At 73.0% G+C, this 15,095-nt stretch carries 14 protein-coding genes; 8 read left to right on the top strand and 6 right to left on the bottom strand.

Going from position 1 to position 15,095, the window contains the following annotated elements; translation table 11 throughout:
* Positions 1-9 precede the first annotated feature (9 nt).
* Positions 10-810 (bottom strand): succinate dehydrogenase, encoded by an 801-nt coding sequence (locus WME90_RS43750; RefSeq protein ID WP_437278033.1) that lies wholly within the window; start codon positions 808-810, stop codon positions 10-12.
* A 59-nt stretch (positions 811-869) separates the two neighbouring features.
* On the opposite strand from WME90_RS43750, the gene WME90_RS43745 reads away from it, so the two are divergent.
* The 4 genes from WME90_RS43745 (at position 870) to WME90_RS43730 (ending at position 5,699) form a co-directional block, all read left to right on the top strand.
* A complete protein-coding gene (locus WME90_RS43745) occupies positions 870-2,837 on the top strand; it encodes a hypothetical protein (RefSeq protein ID WP_437278032.1) in 1,968 nt (655 codons plus the stop codon).
* Positions 2,838-3,005: 168 nt separating this feature from the next.
* Complete coding sequence (locus WME90_RS43740; RefSeq protein ID WP_437278031.1) at positions 3,006-4,145, top strand: hypothetical protein; 1,140 nt, start codon at positions 3,006-3,008, stop codon at positions 4,143-4,145.
* Positions 4,146-4,148: 3 nt separating this feature from the next.
* The gene (gene tsaE, locus WME90_RS43735; RefSeq protein WP_437278030.1) at positions 4,149-4,700 is read left to right on the top strand and encodes a tRNA (adenosine(37)-N6)-threonylcarbamoyltransferase complex ATPase subunit type 1 TsaE; all 552 of its coding nucleotides are present in this window, start codon (positions 4,149-4,151) and stop codon (positions 4,698-4,700) included.
* Between the two features lie 198 nt (positions 4,701-4,898).
* Positions 4,899-5,699 carry an MlaE family ABC transporter permease gene (locus WME90_RS43730; RefSeq protein ID WP_437278029.1) on the top strand — a complete coding sequence of 267 codons (801 nt, stop codon included), beginning with the start codon at positions 4,899-4,901 and terminating at the stop codon, positions 5,697-5,699.
* A gap of 265 nt (positions 5,700-5,964) precedes the next feature.
* On the opposite strand, the gene WME90_RS43725 is transcribed toward WME90_RS43730, so the two are convergent.
* From WME90_RS43725 to WME90_RS43705, 5 genes are all read right to left on the bottom strand, one after another.
* Positions 5,965-6,885 (bottom strand): hypothetical protein, encoded by a 921-nt coding sequence (locus tag WME90_RS43725; protein WP_437278028.1) that lies wholly within the window; start codon positions 6,883-6,885, stop codon positions 5,965-5,967.
* Positions 6,886-6,911: 26 nt separating this feature from the next.
* Positions 6,912-7,766 (bottom strand): M55 family metallopeptidase, encoded by an 855-nt coding sequence (locus WME90_RS43720; RefSeq protein ID WP_437278027.1) that lies wholly within the window; start codon positions 7,764-7,766, stop codon positions 6,912-6,914.
* A 209-nt stretch (positions 7,767-7,975) separates the two neighbouring features.
* Positions 7,976-8,455, bottom strand: coding sequence for a hypothetical protein (locus tag WME90_RS43715; protein WP_437278026.1), 480 nt, complete (start codon positions 8,453-8,455; stop codon positions 7,976-7,978).
* 287 nt (positions 8,456-8,742) lie between these two features.
* Entirely contained in the window at positions 8,743-9,939 is a 1,197-nt protein-coding gene (locus WME90_RS43710) for a hypothetical protein (protein WP_437278025.1), read from the bottom strand.
* 21 nt (positions 9,940-9,960) lie between these two features.
* Positions 9,961-10,947 (bottom strand): ArsA family ATPase, encoded by a 987-nt coding sequence (locus tag WME90_RS43705; RefSeq protein WP_437278024.1) that lies wholly within the window; start codon positions 10,945-10,947, stop codon positions 9,961-9,963.
* Positions 10,948-11,025: 78 nt separating this feature from the next.
* On the opposite strand from WME90_RS43705, the gene WME90_RS43700 reads away from it, so the two are divergent.
* The 4 genes from WME90_RS43700 to WME90_RS43685 all read left to right on the top strand — a co-directional run bounded on the left by WME90_RS43700 (position 11,026) and on the right by WME90_RS43685 (position 15,088).
* Positions 11,026-11,793 (top strand): phosphoadenylyl-sulfate reductase, encoded by a 768-nt coding sequence (locus tag WME90_RS43700; protein WP_437278023.1) that lies wholly within the window; start codon positions 11,026-11,028, stop codon positions 11,791-11,793.
* A gap of 51 nt (positions 11,794-11,844) precedes the next feature.
* Positions 11,845-12,528, top strand: coding sequence for an HAD family hydrolase (locus WME90_RS43695; RefSeq protein ID WP_437278022.1), 684 nt, complete (start codon positions 11,845-11,847; stop codon positions 12,526-12,528).
* Positions 12,529-12,606: 78 nt separating this feature from the next.
* Entirely contained in the window at positions 12,607-14,187 is a 1,581-nt protein-coding gene (locus WME90_RS43690) for a lactate racemase domain-containing protein (protein WP_437278021.1), read from the top strand.
* A gap of 22 nt (positions 14,188-14,209) precedes the next feature.
* Entirely contained in the window at positions 14,210-15,088 is an 879-nt protein-coding gene (locus WME90_RS43685) for a 5'-3' exonuclease (protein WP_437278020.1), read from the top strand.
* Positions 15,089-15,095 lie beyond the last annotated feature (7 nt).

The following is a 15,095-nucleotide window of genomic DNA, read 5'->3' as shown; positions in this document are numbered from 1 at the left end:
CCGATATGGTCAGTGCGAGGCCTGCGCGGCCGCGCCGGCGCCGACAGACGCGCCGGTCGTGCCTCCGGTCGAGGACGACGCGATGTCCGCGCAGGTGCGGCCGCCCTCCGCGGACGGGCCCGGCGTCCCGGGGAACGGCGCGCCGGTCGCGAAATAGATCACCGTGTTGGCGCCGAACAGGAAGGCTACGAGGCCCACGGCGCCGAAGACCACCGCGGCCATCCGCTGCGCCCGGCGCGACACGGTGACCCCCCACGAGAAGCAGAAGCCCCAGAGGCCGTTGGCGAAGTGGAACACGCTCGCCGCGATGCCGAAGAGGTAGACGAGCGCGATCACCGGGACGCCGCCCACGGTCGACGCCATGTCGGCGCAGAGCCGCGGGTAGAACTCGTCGGGCGACATCCGGCCCAGCCACTTCTGCGCCCAGTACGCCCAGAGGTGGAACCCGATGAACGCGAAGGCGAGCACCCCGGTGACCCGCTGCAGCGTGTACATCCAGTTGCGCGAGAACGTGTAGCTGCCGACGTTCGGCTTGCCCTCGAGCACCAGCTTGACCCCGTAGAGGGCGTGGAACGCGAGCGGCAGCACGACGAGCCCGATCTCGAGCACGGGCAGGTACGGCATGTGCGAGATCTCCGCGACGGCCGCGTCGAACCGCTCCTGCCCCTGGAGCGCCTTCGCGTTCGTCCAGAAGTGGAAGAGCAGGAAACCGCCCACGGGGAGGGCGCCGGTGAGAGAATGCAGCTTGCGCAGGAGAAAGGACCGGCGGCTCTGGTGAAAGAGCGATCTCGCGGGGGTTGCCTCGGACACACTGACCTCGATGGAAGGCGGGCGCGGCGGGTGTATGGGATGCCCCGGGTGACGTCAAGGTGAACGAAGTCAACGGTTCCGGCCGGTTTTCCGCTGCCTTTGGCGCGTCGCTCGACGGCGCCGCGGCTCACCCGCGCCCCCGCGCCGTCCGGCGGCGGCGGCCGCTCCTCGCCCGCGCGGCCGCGATCGCGGCCGCGGGCCTGCTCGCGGTGGCCGCGGCCACCGCCGGCGCCGGCTGCGGCGCGCAGGACGGCGGAGAGCCGGTGAGCCCGCTGCTCGCCGGGTCGCCGGCGGCCCAGGCCGAGCTGCGCCCCCTCCTCTCGCGCTTCGCGAACGGCGCGCGCGCGGAGCGCATCGCGCTCGAGCCGGAGCTCCTCGCCTTCCGGGAGCGCCACGCCTCCGACGACCTCGCGCGCGTCGCGAGCGTCCACCTCGCGTGGATCGCGCTCGAGCGAGGGGATCTCCGCCGCGCCGAGGCGCTCGCGGCCGAGATCGAGGCGCTGGGGCGGAGCGCGACCGGAGATCTCGCGCGCGTGGTCCGCGGCGCGGCGCTCCGGCGCGCAGGCAAGCCGCGGCCTGCCTTCGGCGTGCTGCGCCCGCTCGTCAGCAAGATGATCGACGCGTACGTGCGCTCGCTCCTCAACGAGGAGGTCACCGCCGCCGCGATGGAGGCGGGCGCGTGGACGCAGGCGCTCGAGCTGATGAGCGTCTGGCTGCGCGAGGTCGACGACGATCGGCGCGCCTCCGTCCGGGCGCAGATCGGGGCGGAGCTGCGCGAGGTGCCGATCGATCACCTCGTCCGGGCGCTGCGCGCCGGGCGGGCGACGAGCGAGGTCGTGAGCCCGGAGATCGATCTGCGCTCGCTGGTCGCCGAGCGGCTCGCGATCGTCGCCCGCGAGCGCCGCGACGTGGCGCTCGCGAAGGAGCTGCTCGATCGGGCCGACGCGTCGCTCGGCACCCAGCGCGACGCGATCTTCGAGCTCGCGGCCGGCGCGGGCGCCGCGCGCGTCGAGCCGCCGACGGTCGGCCTGCTGCTGTCGACGCGCACGCCCGCGTCTCGACGCCGGGGCGTCGAGATCGCCGCGGGCGTGGCGCACGGGCTCGGCCTGCTCCGGCCGGGGTCGGACGCGCGGCTCGTGAGCCGCGACGACGGCGGCGAGGGCAGCGTGGACGAGGCGCTGAGCAGCCTCACCGCCGAGGGCGCGGCGGTGCTCATCGCGGGCTCCGATCGGGAGCAGGCGACCGCGGCGGCGAAGTTCGCGCGGACGCACGCGATCCCGGTGCTGCTCGTCCACCCGCCGGAGCCGGCGGCGCTGGACGGCGCGTTCGTCTTCGTGGTGGGCGAGGAGCCCGCGAGGAGCATCGAGGTGCTCGCCGCCGCGCTCGCGGAGCGGGGCGCGAAGCCGGTGGCGCTCGTGGGCGGCGACGCCGCGGGCGCGCTCGCCACACCGCTGGCCGAGCACGGCATCGCGCTCGCGCTCCCCTGCGACGGAGCCCTCGATCCGCGCGCCCTCCGGCCGCCAGCCATCCGCGGGGTGGTCCTCGCCGGCGACGCGCGCTGCGCGGAGCAGGCGGCCCGCGCAGCTCCCCGCTCGGTGACGATCGCGCTCGCCTTCGAGGCGGAGATCGCGCCGCCGCCGGGATCGCTCGTCGCGACGGCGGGGCTGTTCCCGCTCCTCGCGGCGCCGTCCGGCGCGCAGCCGTCGACGGGCGCGGGCGATCCGAGGGCGCCGCTTCCCTCGGGCGCGGGGGCCGCGCTCGCGGCGTGGCTCGCCACCCATCCGTCGCCGCCGAGCTTCTGGGCGGCGCTCGGGCGCGACGCCGGCGTGCTCGCGTGGGCCGGCGTGCAGCGGCTGCCGAAGACGGGCACCGAGGATCCGGCGGAGGTGAAGGCCCGGCGCCTCGCCGCGGCGAGCGCCATGAGCAGCGCGAAGGCGGAGCTCTGGACGACGTCGACGGCCGGCTTCGGCGGACAGCGCGTGCTGCCGCGGGTGATCGGCTACCGCGAGATCGGTAAGGCGCGATGAGCGGGGCGATGGCGCGATGAGCGGGGCGAAAGCGCGATGAGCGGGACCGATCGCCTGGCCGGCGACCGCTCGGCGCAGGGGACGATGCGCGAGCCAGAGCGTGGAGACCGTGCCCGCGCGTCGCCGTGGGGCTGCTCCGACCTGCCGGCCGGCGTAGCATGGCGCCGCATGATCCGCCGAGCCCTCTCCTGTGCCGCCGCCGCCGCGCTGCTGGCGATCGCCCCGGCCGCGCTCGCCGATCGGGTGGCGCTCCTACCCGCGCGCGGGGGCACCGACGAGGCCGCCCGGAGCGCCGCCCAGGCCGAGGTCGCGCGCGGGCTCGCCGCGCTCGGCCACACAACGGCGCCGGACAGCGCGGTCGCGGCCGCGCTCAAGGACGTCCCCGATGGCGTCGCCGACAGCGCGGACGAGTACCGCGCCGTGAGCGCGCGGACGGGGGCGGACTGGGTCCTGACCGGCACCGTCGAGCCTGCGGTCACCACGACCCGGATCGAGCTCACCGCGTATCTCGCCTCGACGGGCCGGGTCGAGTCGGTCGCCAGGGAGATCGACAGGGACAAGGGAGCCCGCCAGACGCAGGAGATGCTGGCGGTGCTCCTCCGCCCGGAGGGCATCGGCGTCGGCGAGCTCCCCTGGGAGCGCGCCGCGCGCTCAGCGCCCCCGCCTCCTGCCGCGCCCCCATCCGAGGGAGGGGCGATCGTGCTGCCCCCGGTGCCCGCGCCGCCGCCCGCGCCGCCGGCGAAGGAGGTGCTGATGGCGTACCCCCTCGGGCCGGAGCGCGTGTGGCCCGCGTACTCGGGCGGGCGCCGGGTCGCCGTGTCCGCGTCGCTCGGGCTGGCCGTCGCGGCGGCGCGCCTTCCGGGCGCGAGCGGCAGCGCGGCCTCGCTGGTCGGGGAGGCGCGCCTCGCCTACGCGCCCGGCGACCGCGGGCTCGAGCTGTTCGCCGGCGGCGGCGGCAACCTGGCCGGCCCGTTCGCCGGCTGGATCGAGGCCGGCGCACGCCTGTTGCTGACGCCCAGCCTGACGCCGCACGACGGCGCGTGGCGCGCGTTCCCGCTCCACCTCGGCCCGGCGCTCCACGCGGGCGCGTTCTTCCGGTCCAGCGCCGGCGTCGTGGGCCCCGACCTCGCGACGTACCGCAGCGATCTCGACGTCTACCCCGTGCTCGGGGCGTCGCTCGACGTCGTGCTGGCGCTGAGCCCCTCGGTGCAGCTCGAGGCGGAGCTCGGCAACCTCCGGTGGGTTCCCACGGGGGACGGCTCCCTGTTCCTGCTCGGCGCGACGCTCGGCGCCGGGGCGCGGTTCTGACGTATGCGCGTCGAGCTGCCGAGCCGCCGCAGCACCATCCGCCTCGCGCGCGGGCTGGCCGAGCGCCTCGCGGGCGGGGATCTCGTCGTCCTCGCCGGTGATCTGGGCGCCGGGAAGACGTTCTTCGCCCGCGCCCTCTGCCGGGCGCTCGGCGTCCCGCCGGACCTCCCGATCACCAGCCCGACGTTCACGCTGGTCCACGAGCACGAGGGCCGGTTCCCGATCGCGCACGCCGACGCCTACCGCCTCGGCGGCGCGTCCTCTGGGGAGGGCGCGCGCGGCGACGCGGCCGCGGAGCTCGCCCAGCTCGGGCTGCGCGAGCGCCGCGCCGAGGGCGCGCTCGTCTTGGTCGAGTGGGGCGAGCCGTTCGTGGACGCCCTCGGCGGCGACGCGCTCCTGATCCGCCTCGCCGCGCCGGAGGATCCGGCCGCGCCGGGCCGCGCCGCCGAGATCGAGGCGACTGGCGCGCGGAGCGGCGAGGTGCTCGCGGCGCTGGGTGACGAGCTGCGGAGCGGCTCCGGGGGATCGCGGGGAGCCGGGCCCGGCGCTGCGTGACCGGCGTCGAGCGGCCGTGGGCAGGCGACGACGCGCGGGGACCGCTGCGCTCTCTGGCGGGCTCGACCGCCGGCCTGGACGCGCGCCGGCGCGAAGCGCACGTCGCAGCGCGGGCGAGCGGGCGCGCGGGGTCGTCGCGAGCCCGGCCCCGTGCGCGGCGGCGTTGCGTGGTACAAGAGCGCACGGTGCACGGTGACGGTGAAGGAAGGCGCTGAGACCAGCCGCGGCCAGCTGCTCAACAGGGCGCTGGAGCCGGTCCTCGCGTTCCTCGACAACATCGGCAACATCGTCACGCTCACCTTCCAGACGATCGTCTGGCTCGTGCGCCCGCCGTACCGCCCCGCCCAGTTCCTCGCGGCGATGGACTTCATGGGCGCGCAGTCGGTCTTCATCGTCGGCCTGACCGGCGTCTTCAGCGGCATGGTCGTGACGCTGCAGACGTCCTACGCGCTGCGCGCGTTCAGCGCCGAGGGCCGCGTCGGCGGCCTCGTCGCGGTCTCGCTCGCCCGCGAGCTCGCGCCGGTCTTCTCGGCCATCATGGTCACCGCCCGCGCCGGCAGCGCCATGGCCGCGGAGCTCGGCAACATGCGCGTCACCGAGCAGATCGACGCGATCGCGACGATGGGCGTGAGCCCGGTGCAGTACCTGCTCTCGCCGCGGCTCTTCGCCGCGACGGTGATGCTCCCGCTCCTCTGCATCCTGTACACGAGCGTCGGCATGTGCGGCTCGTACCTCGTGGCCGTGGTCTGGCTCGGCGGCGACGAGGGCGCGTTCTTCCAGAGCATCCGCGACTTCGCCCTCCCCAAGGACATCTCCATGGGGCTCATCAAGGCGTGCGTCTTCGGCTTCATCCTCTCGGCGATCTCGTGCCGCCACGGCTTCTACGCCTCGGGCGGCGCGCGCGGCGTCGGCGTCGCGACCACGCGCGCGGTCGTCGAGAGCTGCGTCACCGTGCTCGTCACGAACTACATCCTGACGCAGCTCTTGCTCGACATGTGAGCCGCTGCGGCGGACCGCCGCCCTCCCGGCGCACAGATCACCTAGATGTTAGAGTCGACTCTCTGGATCCAGGCTGCGATCACCTGGATGTTAGAGTCCATTCTCTGGATCCAGGCTGTGATCACCTGGATGTTAGAGTCGATTCTCTGGATGCTGCCTTCGATTAACCCGATTCGAGCGAGTAGATTCTGGGCTGAGGGCCCATTTATCTAGACAACCAGATTCATTCTTAAAATTACGTCGACTGAGCTGCTGGCACGTGAGTTCAGCCCGCCACCGGCACCCAAACGTCCTCGGCCGGCACCTCGATCAGGCGCGTCGGCCACGGCCCTTCACTCGGCGCGTCGAGCGGGTGAATCGACCACACCTCCATCTCGAACGCGCGCAGTCGCACGCGCCGCGCCGGCCCGTGCAGGGGGAGCGCCACCGCCTCTGCTCCGGCCGCCATCGCCGCGGCCGCGTCGAGCCCGGCGCGCGCGATCTCGTCTTCCACCATCTCCTCGCAGCCCCACCTCGCCGCGCATCGCCGCGCGAAGAGCAGCCCTGGCTCGCTCACCGCCCCTCCGGTCAGCGCGCGGAGCGCCCGATCGGCCCAGCGCGTCCGGCAGAGATCGAAGAAGCGGACGCGACCCATCCAGCCGGGCGGCTCCCCCGCGGCCTCCGCGGCGCGGCGCTCCGTATCGAAGCGGAGCACCGATGCCTGAAACGGCGCGGACCCACCGATCCGGTGGGCCCAGAGCGTGTCCGAGTTCCGCGTGTACCCCGCGACCCAGAACGGCGCCCCGCGGGCCTCTAGCGCGCGGCGCTGGGCGGCGTCGAGCGCGTGCAGCCGCGCGCGTCTCAGCAGGGCGAGGGCGTCGAGCTCTCGGGGGTCGCTCACCGGTGGGACATCGAGCTCCGCCATCTCGCGATCGAGCGCCTCGATCTCCGCGAGGTGCTCCTCGGGCAGCCGGATCCCGGCCTCAGCCCTCAGCTCGGGCGCCAGGGCGCGCGCGTCGACGAGCGAGAGATCGGACTTCCAGTCGTCGAGCTGCTGGAACTCCGGAAAGCCAGCGTCGGGCCCGAGCGCCACGTGGAGCGCGCCTCCGAACGAGAGGCTCGCCCGAGCGCGGACGCCGATCACCCCGGGGATGGAGAGGCGATCGACGTCGAGTCGAATAGGGCGATCGTGCGCGCGGGGATCCATCGCTCTCCTGCCTGGCCCCCGTCTCCTCAGACCACCACCGTCCCGGCGATCTTCGTGATCGCGAGCACGGCCCGCAGCACCTCGCGCGCGCTCGGCGCCACGTAATGCACGCGGCGCGCGTCCAGGCGGATCACCCCGGGCACGATCTCCGCCGCGTCCGCGTACGCGGTCGTCAGCAGCGCCACCGTCACGCCGATCGGCAGCGGCAGCGTGTACGGCCTCACGCGCGCGAGCCCCCGCAGCGCCTCGCTCGCCGCGGCCCGGATCTGCCGGCACGCCTCGTCCGGGTGGATCGACCGCGCGCTGTACCGCGTGATCGACTCTTTCACGGCCACCGTCGTCACGCCCGGGAACCTCTCGCGCGCGTGCGCCGTCAGGGCCTCATCCCCCGTGACCAGCGAGACGGGCACCCCCGCCTCCCCCACGACGAGCGCGTTGATCGCGGCCTCGTCGACCCACAGCCCGGGATCGTCCGCCGTGCCGTTCGCGGGGTGCAGCCGGATCTCGCCCACCACCGCGCCGTAGTAGGTGTGATCGAGCACGCTCGCGCGCAGCCCCGCGCCCCCGTGGTACCCGACGAAGAACGCGGCGTCGGGCCGCCCCGCGTCGACGCCCTGGACCATCGACAGCGGCTTCAGCGCGCCCGAGATCACCTCGACGCGCGGATCCAGCTCCTCGAACAGCAGATTGCGCATGTCCGCGTGGCTGTCGTTGACGACCACCCGCGTGGCCCCCGCCTCGAACGCGCCGATCGCGGCGGCGTTCGCCTCGCGACTCATCCACCGCCGCGCGCGCTCGTAGTCGCCGCCGCCCCGGCGCGTCTGGTCGACGTGCACCACCCCCGCGCACCCCTCCAGATCGATCGAGATCAGCACGAACATCGGTATCCCTCCTCGCGCCCCCGCGGCGGCCACGCGATAGGCCTACCCGTCTTTGATCGCCGTCGAGCAACAGGGCCACGGGCGCACCGCAGCCGTAAGCGGCGGTCCGGCCTCGACCGGCGGCCAGCGGGCGACGCTTGGCGCAACGTGACTCACCACGCGGACCACTCTGGAGGTGGAACGCGAGCGTCCGGGCACGGGGTCCACGGCTACCGGCAGCAGACGCTCATTGTGTAGCAGCACATCAGCCCGTCACCTGGATCCTCGACGGTCGGCTCGCTCTGGAAGCAAACACCAGGTTCGGGGTCTTGGAGCTCGGAGAGCGGAGGACAGTCCACGGTGGGGTCACCGTTGGGTGTCCAGGTGGAGCCGGGCTTCAGCGACGTGAGGATATGGCTCTCGCTGAAGCACGCCTTCGTCAAACACCCGTCGTTCCCCACGCCGATGTCACCGCCTACTCCGGCCGTCGTGTCCTCTCCGCCCCCGACCCCGGATGGGCCGCTACCGCCGACATGATCCTCCGCTCCGAGCGCCGTGCCCCCGCTGCCCCCGGCCCCGGACGGGCCGCTGCCGCCGGTGCCGTCGGCCTCAGGCGACCCTCCGGCATCATCCGGTCCTGTCCCCGAACCATCACGGATCGTGGAACCACAGCCGAGCACGAACAGGAGCGAGAGAAGTGCGAAGCGCATGCATCCACCTTTGAGCCCCAGCACTGGAGCAACCCGTCTTGGCACAGTGTGGCAGCCTGGCTTCGAGGCGTTGCAGGCTGTGTTCCATCCGATCCTGCGCCGCGGCCAGCCTCGATGTAGGTTCGGTGATCTGTTGTCAGACCCGTTCAACGAGGGCTGACACGGATGCAGTTCCAATAGCCATCGCCCCCGACTCCCTCGCGCTCTCTCCAATCGAGTAGGCCAACTCGAATGAGTCGATCCCCCCTGCTCCGGCGCCACCGCCAGGCCCCCGCCCCCGCCGCGAGCTACCGCAGCCCCCCCGGCGGCTCCGGCTCCCGCAGCGCGATCAGCGCCGGCGAGAGCTGCACCGGATACCTCGCCGGCCCCCGCAGGTGTGCCACCGCGTCTGGCAGCTGCTGGCGCCCCGCCATGGAGCGCTCGCGCCCGGCGCCAGGCGGCTCGGGCGACTCGAGCGCCCGCCCGCCGCGCATCGCCGCGCGCGCGAGCGGCGCGAGCCTCGCGACCCCGAGCGCGCGCGGCGCCAGCATCCGCTCGTGCGCGAGGTGGATCACGTCGAAGGCCGCGCGCCCCGCGTCGTCGTAGTAGCGCGCCACCAGCTTGCGCCCCGGGATCACCTCGCCGCGATCGCTCGTGCCCTGGCGGAGCGCCCACGCGCCCGACTCCTCGAGCGCCACGAGCTCGCAGCGCGCCGCCGGCGATCCTTCGGCGGCCTCCGCGAGCCCCGACGCGACCCAGCCGCCGGCGCTCGTGCCCACGCGCCTCGCCTCGAGGAGCAGCGCCTCCTCGTCGTGGCCCCCGAGGTCGATCATCCGATCGGCGTACCAGGGCCAGCGGCCCTCGAGCGGCGACGGCGGCGGCGCGAGCTCGCCGAGGTCGATCCCCGCCTCGCAGCGGAACGGGATGCCGAGCGCCGTGGCCGCGAGCGCGCTCGTCGTCGCCGCCGCGCCGCCCACGTGCGCCGCGCGCGCCAGCGCGAGCGCCTCCTCGGCGAACGGCGCGAGCGCCGACGACCCGTCGACGACGTCGCCGCCGCCCGCGGCGATGTGCAGCCGCGCCGCCCGCGTCGCCGCGGCCGTGCCGCGGCGGAGCGCCGGCACGAGCAGCGCGCCCACGAGCAGCGCCTCGATGAACGGCCCCTCGACCGAGGCGACCGGCGTGCCCGGGAACGCGATCGTCCCGTCGGGCATCGCGTCGATGTCGACCGACAGCGGCGCGCCGGCGAGCCGCTCCTCGAGCGCGTCGCTCAGGCCGCACGCCACGCGCGCCGCGGCGACCGCCGCCCCGTCGAAGCGCGCTCCTTCCGTCGCGAGCGCCTCGAGCGCCGCCTCGACGCCGGCGACCACGAGGAAGCCCGTGTGGGGCGGCATCGCCGTGAAGGCGAGCTCGAAGCTCGCGCGACGGCCTCCGACCCCCGCGTGGACGAGGCGATCGGCGTCGAGCAGCGCGCGTCCGTCGCGGAGCAGCGGGCTCGCTCGCAGCATGGACGCCGGCATCGGCCCCGCTCAGAGCCGCTCGGCCAGCATCCGCGTGCCGGCGACCGTCGAGGCCTCGTCGAAGAGGAACGGCAGCATCACCGTGGGCAGGTCGAGCGCGCGGCGCAGGCGGGCCAGGCTCTCGCGCTGCACCGACTCGCGGATCGCCCGCCGCGCGCCGGCCACGAAGGCGCTCTCGACGGTGTCCGCGGCGCGCGCCGGCGCCTGGATGTCGAGGTGCGCCGGATCGACGAGCAGCGCCCGCTGCTCCTCGGGCGAGAACAGCGTCGGCAGCACGCCGTTGATGATCACCCGGTGGACGGGCAGGCCGAGATCGCCACGGACCTCCGCCACGAGCTCGACGGTCTCCGTGGCGGGCATCTCCTCCGGGAGCGTCACGACGACGACCCCGCTCCGCTCCGGATCCCTGAACATCGCCCACGCCGCCTCGGCGTCCCGGCGCAGGATGCCCGGCGGCGCCACGTCGAGGATCACCTTCGGCACCCGCAGCATGTCCACCCCGTGCCCCGTGGCGGGCGCGTCGAGCAGGACCACGTCGAAGCGGTTCGAGCCGTCCGGGAGCAGCTCGGTCGTGTGGAACCACGCCTTGCCGAGCATCGCCCACTCGAACAGCCCGGGCACCGCGCGGAAGAAGGTGCGCGTGTACTTGTTGTCGAAGACGAGATCGGCCGCGGCGCGCATCTTGAGGACCATCTCGCCGTACTCCCGGAGGGCCCTGTCCGGCGCGATGTTCACCGCCCACACGCGCTGGGCGACCTGGGCGACCTCCGGGCCGATCGGCTTCGAGCCGAGGATGGCGGAGAGCCGCTCCTTCGTGTGGCACATCGCGACGAGCACACGCTTGCCGCGGGCGGCGAAGGCGAGGGCGAGGGCGCCGGAGATCGTCGTCTTCCCGACCCCTCCCTTGCCGGTCACGAACAGGAAGCGCCGGCGCTCCAGCTCCGGCAGGTCCTGGCCGAGCCCGCCCGCTTCTGAGGCTTGATGGACGCTGGTCATTCCTCGTCAGCGGAGTTAGGCGCAAGCTCAGGCGAAGGCAACCCGGATCAAGGAAACGGCCTCTGCTATGCATCGCTCATGCGCATCACCGAGCGACACCTCGAACCGCTGAACCAACGCTTCCAGGGCGCGTCTCCCGTCGAGCTACTCCGCTTCGTCCGCGAGTCCTTCGGCCCGCGCGCGGCCATCATGAGCAGCATGCAGCGCGCCGGGACCGCGCTGTGCCACATGGCCGACCGCGCCGGGCTCTCCTTCGACGTGGTCTTCGTCGACACCGGCGTGCTCCACGCCGAGACGCTCGCCACGCGCGACGAGCTCGCGCGGACCCACCCGAACCTGCGCGTCGTCACGCTCTCGCCCGAGCGCAGCTTCGCGCAGCAGACGCGCGACGAAGGGCTGCTCTACCTCTCGAAGGAGGGCCAGGAGCGCTGCTGCGACCTCCGCAAATCGGCCCCGCTGAGCGCCATCCGGGGCCGCTACGACGCGCTCGTCGCGGCGCTGCGCCGGGGCGAGGGCGGCGCCCGCGCCAAGGTCGCGCCGTTCGGCCTCGACCCGGCGAACAACACGCTCCGCGTCCACCCCTTCGCGTCGCTGACGGGCGAGGAGCTCGACGCGTACTTCGCCGAGCACAAGGACGCGCTCGAGAACCCGCTGCACTCCATGGGCTTCCGCACCATCGGCTGCTTCCCCTGCACGACGCCGGTGCTGCCGGACGAGCCCGAGCGCGCCGGGCGCTGGCGCCACCTGGCCAGCGTCGAGTACTGCGGGATCAACCCGGTGGACCGGGGAGACACAGACGGCGGCGTCGAGCTCGACGACCGCTACAAGGGCCTGTTCGCGGCGTGATGATCGCCTGCGAACAGCGGTTCGCGGCAGCTCGATCTTGACTCAAACGGCATGCAGGGAGATTTGCCCCGCATGCCGGCGAGCTACTTCGACGTAGACGGCACCCTGGTCACGACCAACCTCGTGCACCCGACGGTGTTCTACATGCTGAACCAGCCAACGCCGATGCACAGCCTCGCGAAGCTCGGCCGCGCCCTCGTGAAGGCGCCGTGGATGGCGATGGCGGAGCTCCAGGATCGGCGCCTCTTCAACGAGCTGCTCTTCAGCTCGTTCGAGGGCGTCTCCGAGGATCGCCTCGTGGCGCTCGCGGAGGAGGCGTTCGCGAAGGTGCTCAAGCCGGCCATCTACGCGAAGGCGCGGGACCTCGTGAAGTGCAGCCTCGACAAGGGGCACGACGTCATCCTCATCTCCGGCGCGCTGGATTTCCTGATGCAGCTGCTCGCCGATCACCTCGGCGCGACGGGCATCATCGCGAACCGCCTCGAGGTGAAGGATCGGTTCGCGACGGGCAAGCTCCTGCGCCCCGTGGTGGCCGGGCCCGAGAAGGCGCGGCTCATCCGCGAGCACGCCCACGCGCACGGGCACGACCTCGACGAGTGCTTCGCCTACTCGGACAGCTACTCGGACGTCCCGATGCTCTCGGTCGTCGGCTACCCGGCGGCGGTGAACCCGGACCGCAAGCTCAAGCTGCTCGCGCAGGCGTACCACTGGCCGATCCTCGATCTCGCCGCATGACCCCCGCCTCCCCCGGACGACGGCGGGAGGCCACCACGACCCAGCCCAACACGTCGCACCCCCTGCTCTGAAGGTCCCATGAGCCATCCTTGCGTCGTCACGCTAGACAGCCGCAGCGCCCCCCGGGTGCTCTTCTCAGGCGACCAGCTGGTCGAGGTCGACCTGCCCACCGGCACCCGGGTGCTCTACGCGAAGCCGCCCCTCGAGCCGCTGAAGGACGTCGACGCCGCGATCCGCTACGCGATCAACCACCCGTACAACTCGGAGCCGCTCTACGCGAAGCTCCGCCCGGGGATGAAGGTCACGATCGCGGTGGACGACATCTCGCTGCCGCTGCCCCCGATGAAGCGCCCCGACATCCGCGAGCGGGTGCTCACCATCGTGCTCGACCTGCTCGCCGACTACGGCGTCGACGACGTGGAGATCATCATCGCGACGAGCGTCCACCGGCGGATGAAGGACTGGGAGGTCCGCCACATCGTCGGCGACCGGATCTTCAACGCCTACTGGCCGAAGAAGCTCTACAACCACGACGCCGAGAACCTCGCCAACATGAAGCACGTCGGCACGACCGACCTCGGCGAGGAGGTCGAGCTCAACAAGCGCGCGGTCGACAGCGACCTCGTGATCTACGTGAACCTGAACCTCGTCCCGATGGACGGCGGGCACAAGTCGGTCACCGTCGGCCTGTGCGGGTACCGGAGCCTGCGCGCGCACCACAACCCGCGGGTGATGCGCGACTGCTACTCGTACATGGACCCGAAGAGCTCCGCGCTGCACACGAGCGTCGAGCGCATGGGCCGTGTGGCCAACAAGAAGCTCAACGTCTTCACGATCGAGACGACGATCAACAACCGCATGTTCGATCGCCCGCTCGAGTTCCTCGCGAAGAACGAGGACGACCTGAGCGCGGGCGAGAAGAGCGCGCTGCGCGCCCTCCGGTTCACGCTCTCCAAGGTGCCGCAGCCCGCGCGCCAGGCGATCTTCCAGCGCGTCCCCTCGCCGTTCGGGGTGACGGGGGTGTTCGCCGGCGAGACCGAGGCCGTCCACGAGCACACGCTGAAGCGCAGCTTCGACCAGTACCTCGTCCCGGTCACGGGCCAGGCCGACATCCTGATCACGGGCATCCCGTACATCAGCCCGTACAACGTGAACTCGTTCCTGAACCCGCTGCTCGTGCAGGTGATGGCGAACGGCTACATGTTCAACCTCTACCGCGGCGCGCCGATGCTCAAGAAGGGGGGGACGATGATCATCCTCCACCCCTGCACCGACCTGTTCGACAACGAGCACCACGCCCCGTACATCGAGTTCGTGCACCGGCTCCTGCCGGAGACGCGGGACGCGATGGAGCTGCACAAGCGGTACGAGAAGAAGTTCTCGGAGAACCCCGCGTACATCGAGATGTACCGCTTCGGGCACGCGTACCACCCGACCCACCCGTTCTTCATGTGGTACTGGGGCGAGGCGGGGCGGCAGCACATCGGCCGGATGATCGTGGTCGGCGCCGACAACGAGTACATCCCGCAGCTGCTCGGCTGGGAGACGGCGCGCACGATGGACGAGGCGCTCCGGATGGCGAAGCAGTCGGCCCCGCCCACGCCGGAGATCATGGCCCTGCACAGCCCGCCGATCTTCATGGCCGACGTGACGGCCTAGCGAGCCCGCGGGGGGAGCCACCTTGCGGCTGCACCTCGTCGACGGCACCTACGAGCTCTTCCGCGCGCACTACTCCAAGCGGCCCGAGCACCGCGCGCCCGGCGGCTGGGACGCGAAGGCGACCGTGGGCGTCGCCGCCTCGCTCCTCGCGCTGCTGCACGGCGTGGACGAGGAGGTCACGCACCTCGCCGTCGCCTTCGACAACCCGATCCGCTCGTTCAGGAACGACCTGTTCGCCGGGTACAAAAGCGACGAGGGGATGGATCCCGAGCTGCGCCGGCAGTTCGATCCGGTCGAGGAGGCGGTGCGCGCGCTCGGGGTCGTCGTCTGGTCGATGGACGCCTTCGAGGCGGACGACGCGCTCGCGACGGCGGCGGCGCGGTTCCGGGGCGCGGTGGAGCAGGTGCGAATCCTCAGCCCGGACAAGGATTTCGGGCAGTGCCTTGCCGGCGATCGGGTCGTGCAGGTCGACCGCCGGAAGGAGAAGGTCATCGACGAGGCGGCGATGCGCGCCGCGCGGGGCGTTTCGCCGGCGAGCATCCCGGACTTCCTCGCGCTCACGGGGGACGACGCCGACGGCATCCCTGGCCTCCCGGGCATCGGCGAGCGGACGGCGGCCGCGCTGCTCGGCGCGTACGGGCACCTCGAGCGGATCCCGGACGACCCGGCCTCGTGGTCGGTGGCGGTGCGCGGCGCGGACCGGATCGGGCGCGCGCTGGTAGCGCAGCGGGAGGACGCGCTGCTCTACCGGACGCTGGCGACGCTCCGGACCGACGTGCCGCTCGAGGAGGGCCTCGACGACCTGCGCTTCCGCGGCGTGCCGCGCGACCGCTTCGAGGCGTGGTGCGACGCGATGGACGTGCGCACGCTGAAGTCGCGGCCGACGCGCTGGGCACCTTAGAGCCTTC

The sequence above is a fragment of the Sorangium sp. So ce375 genome (assembly GCF_051473855.1).
GTDB lineage: Bacteria > Myxococcota_A > Polyangia > Polyangiales > Polyangiaceae > Sorangium.
This window is presented reverse-complemented; position numbering and strand designations above follow the sequence as displayed.

Bases quoted from the DNA above. Each gene is read 5' to 3' on its own strand.
- WME90_RS43705 (WP_437278024.1), bottom strand. From the start codon at position 10,947: ATGACCAGCGTCCATCAAGCCTCAGAAGCGGGCGGGCTCGGCCAGGAC.
- WME90_RS43695 (WP_437278022.1), top strand. From the start codon at position 11,845: ATGCAGGGAGATTTGCCCCGCATGCCGGCGAGCTACTTCGACGTAGAC.
- WME90_RS43725 (WP_437278028.1), bottom strand. From the start codon at position 6,885: ATGGATCCCCGCGCGCACGATCGCCCTATTCGACTCGACGTCGATCGC.
- WME90_RS43720 (WP_437278027.1), bottom strand. From the start codon at position 7,766: ATGTTCGTGCTGATCTCGATCGATCTGGAGGGGTGCGCGGGGGTGGTG.
- WME90_RS43715 (WP_437278026.1), bottom strand. From the start codon at position 8,455: ATGCGCTTCGCACTTCTCTCGCTCCTGTTCGTGCTCGGCTGTGGTTCC.
- WME90_RS43710 (WP_437278025.1), bottom strand. From the start codon at position 9,939: ATGCTGCGAGCGAGCCCGCTGCTCCGCGACGGACGCGCGCTGCTCGAC.
- WME90_RS43700 (WP_437278023.1), top strand. From the start codon at position 11,026: ATGCGCATCACCGAGCGACACCTCGAACCGCTGAACCAACGCTTCCAG.
- tsaE (WP_437278030.1), top strand. From the start codon at position 4,149: ATGCGCGTCGAGCTGCCGAGCCGCCGCAGCACCATCCGCCTCGCGCGC.
- WME90_RS43690 (WP_437278021.1), top strand. From the start codon at position 12,607: ATGAGCCATCCTTGCGTCGTCACGCTAGACAGCCGCAGCGCCCCCCGG.
- WME90_RS43740 (WP_437278031.1), top strand. From the start codon at position 3,006: ATGATCCGCCGAGCCCTCTCCTGTGCCGCCGCCGCCGCGCTGCTGGCG.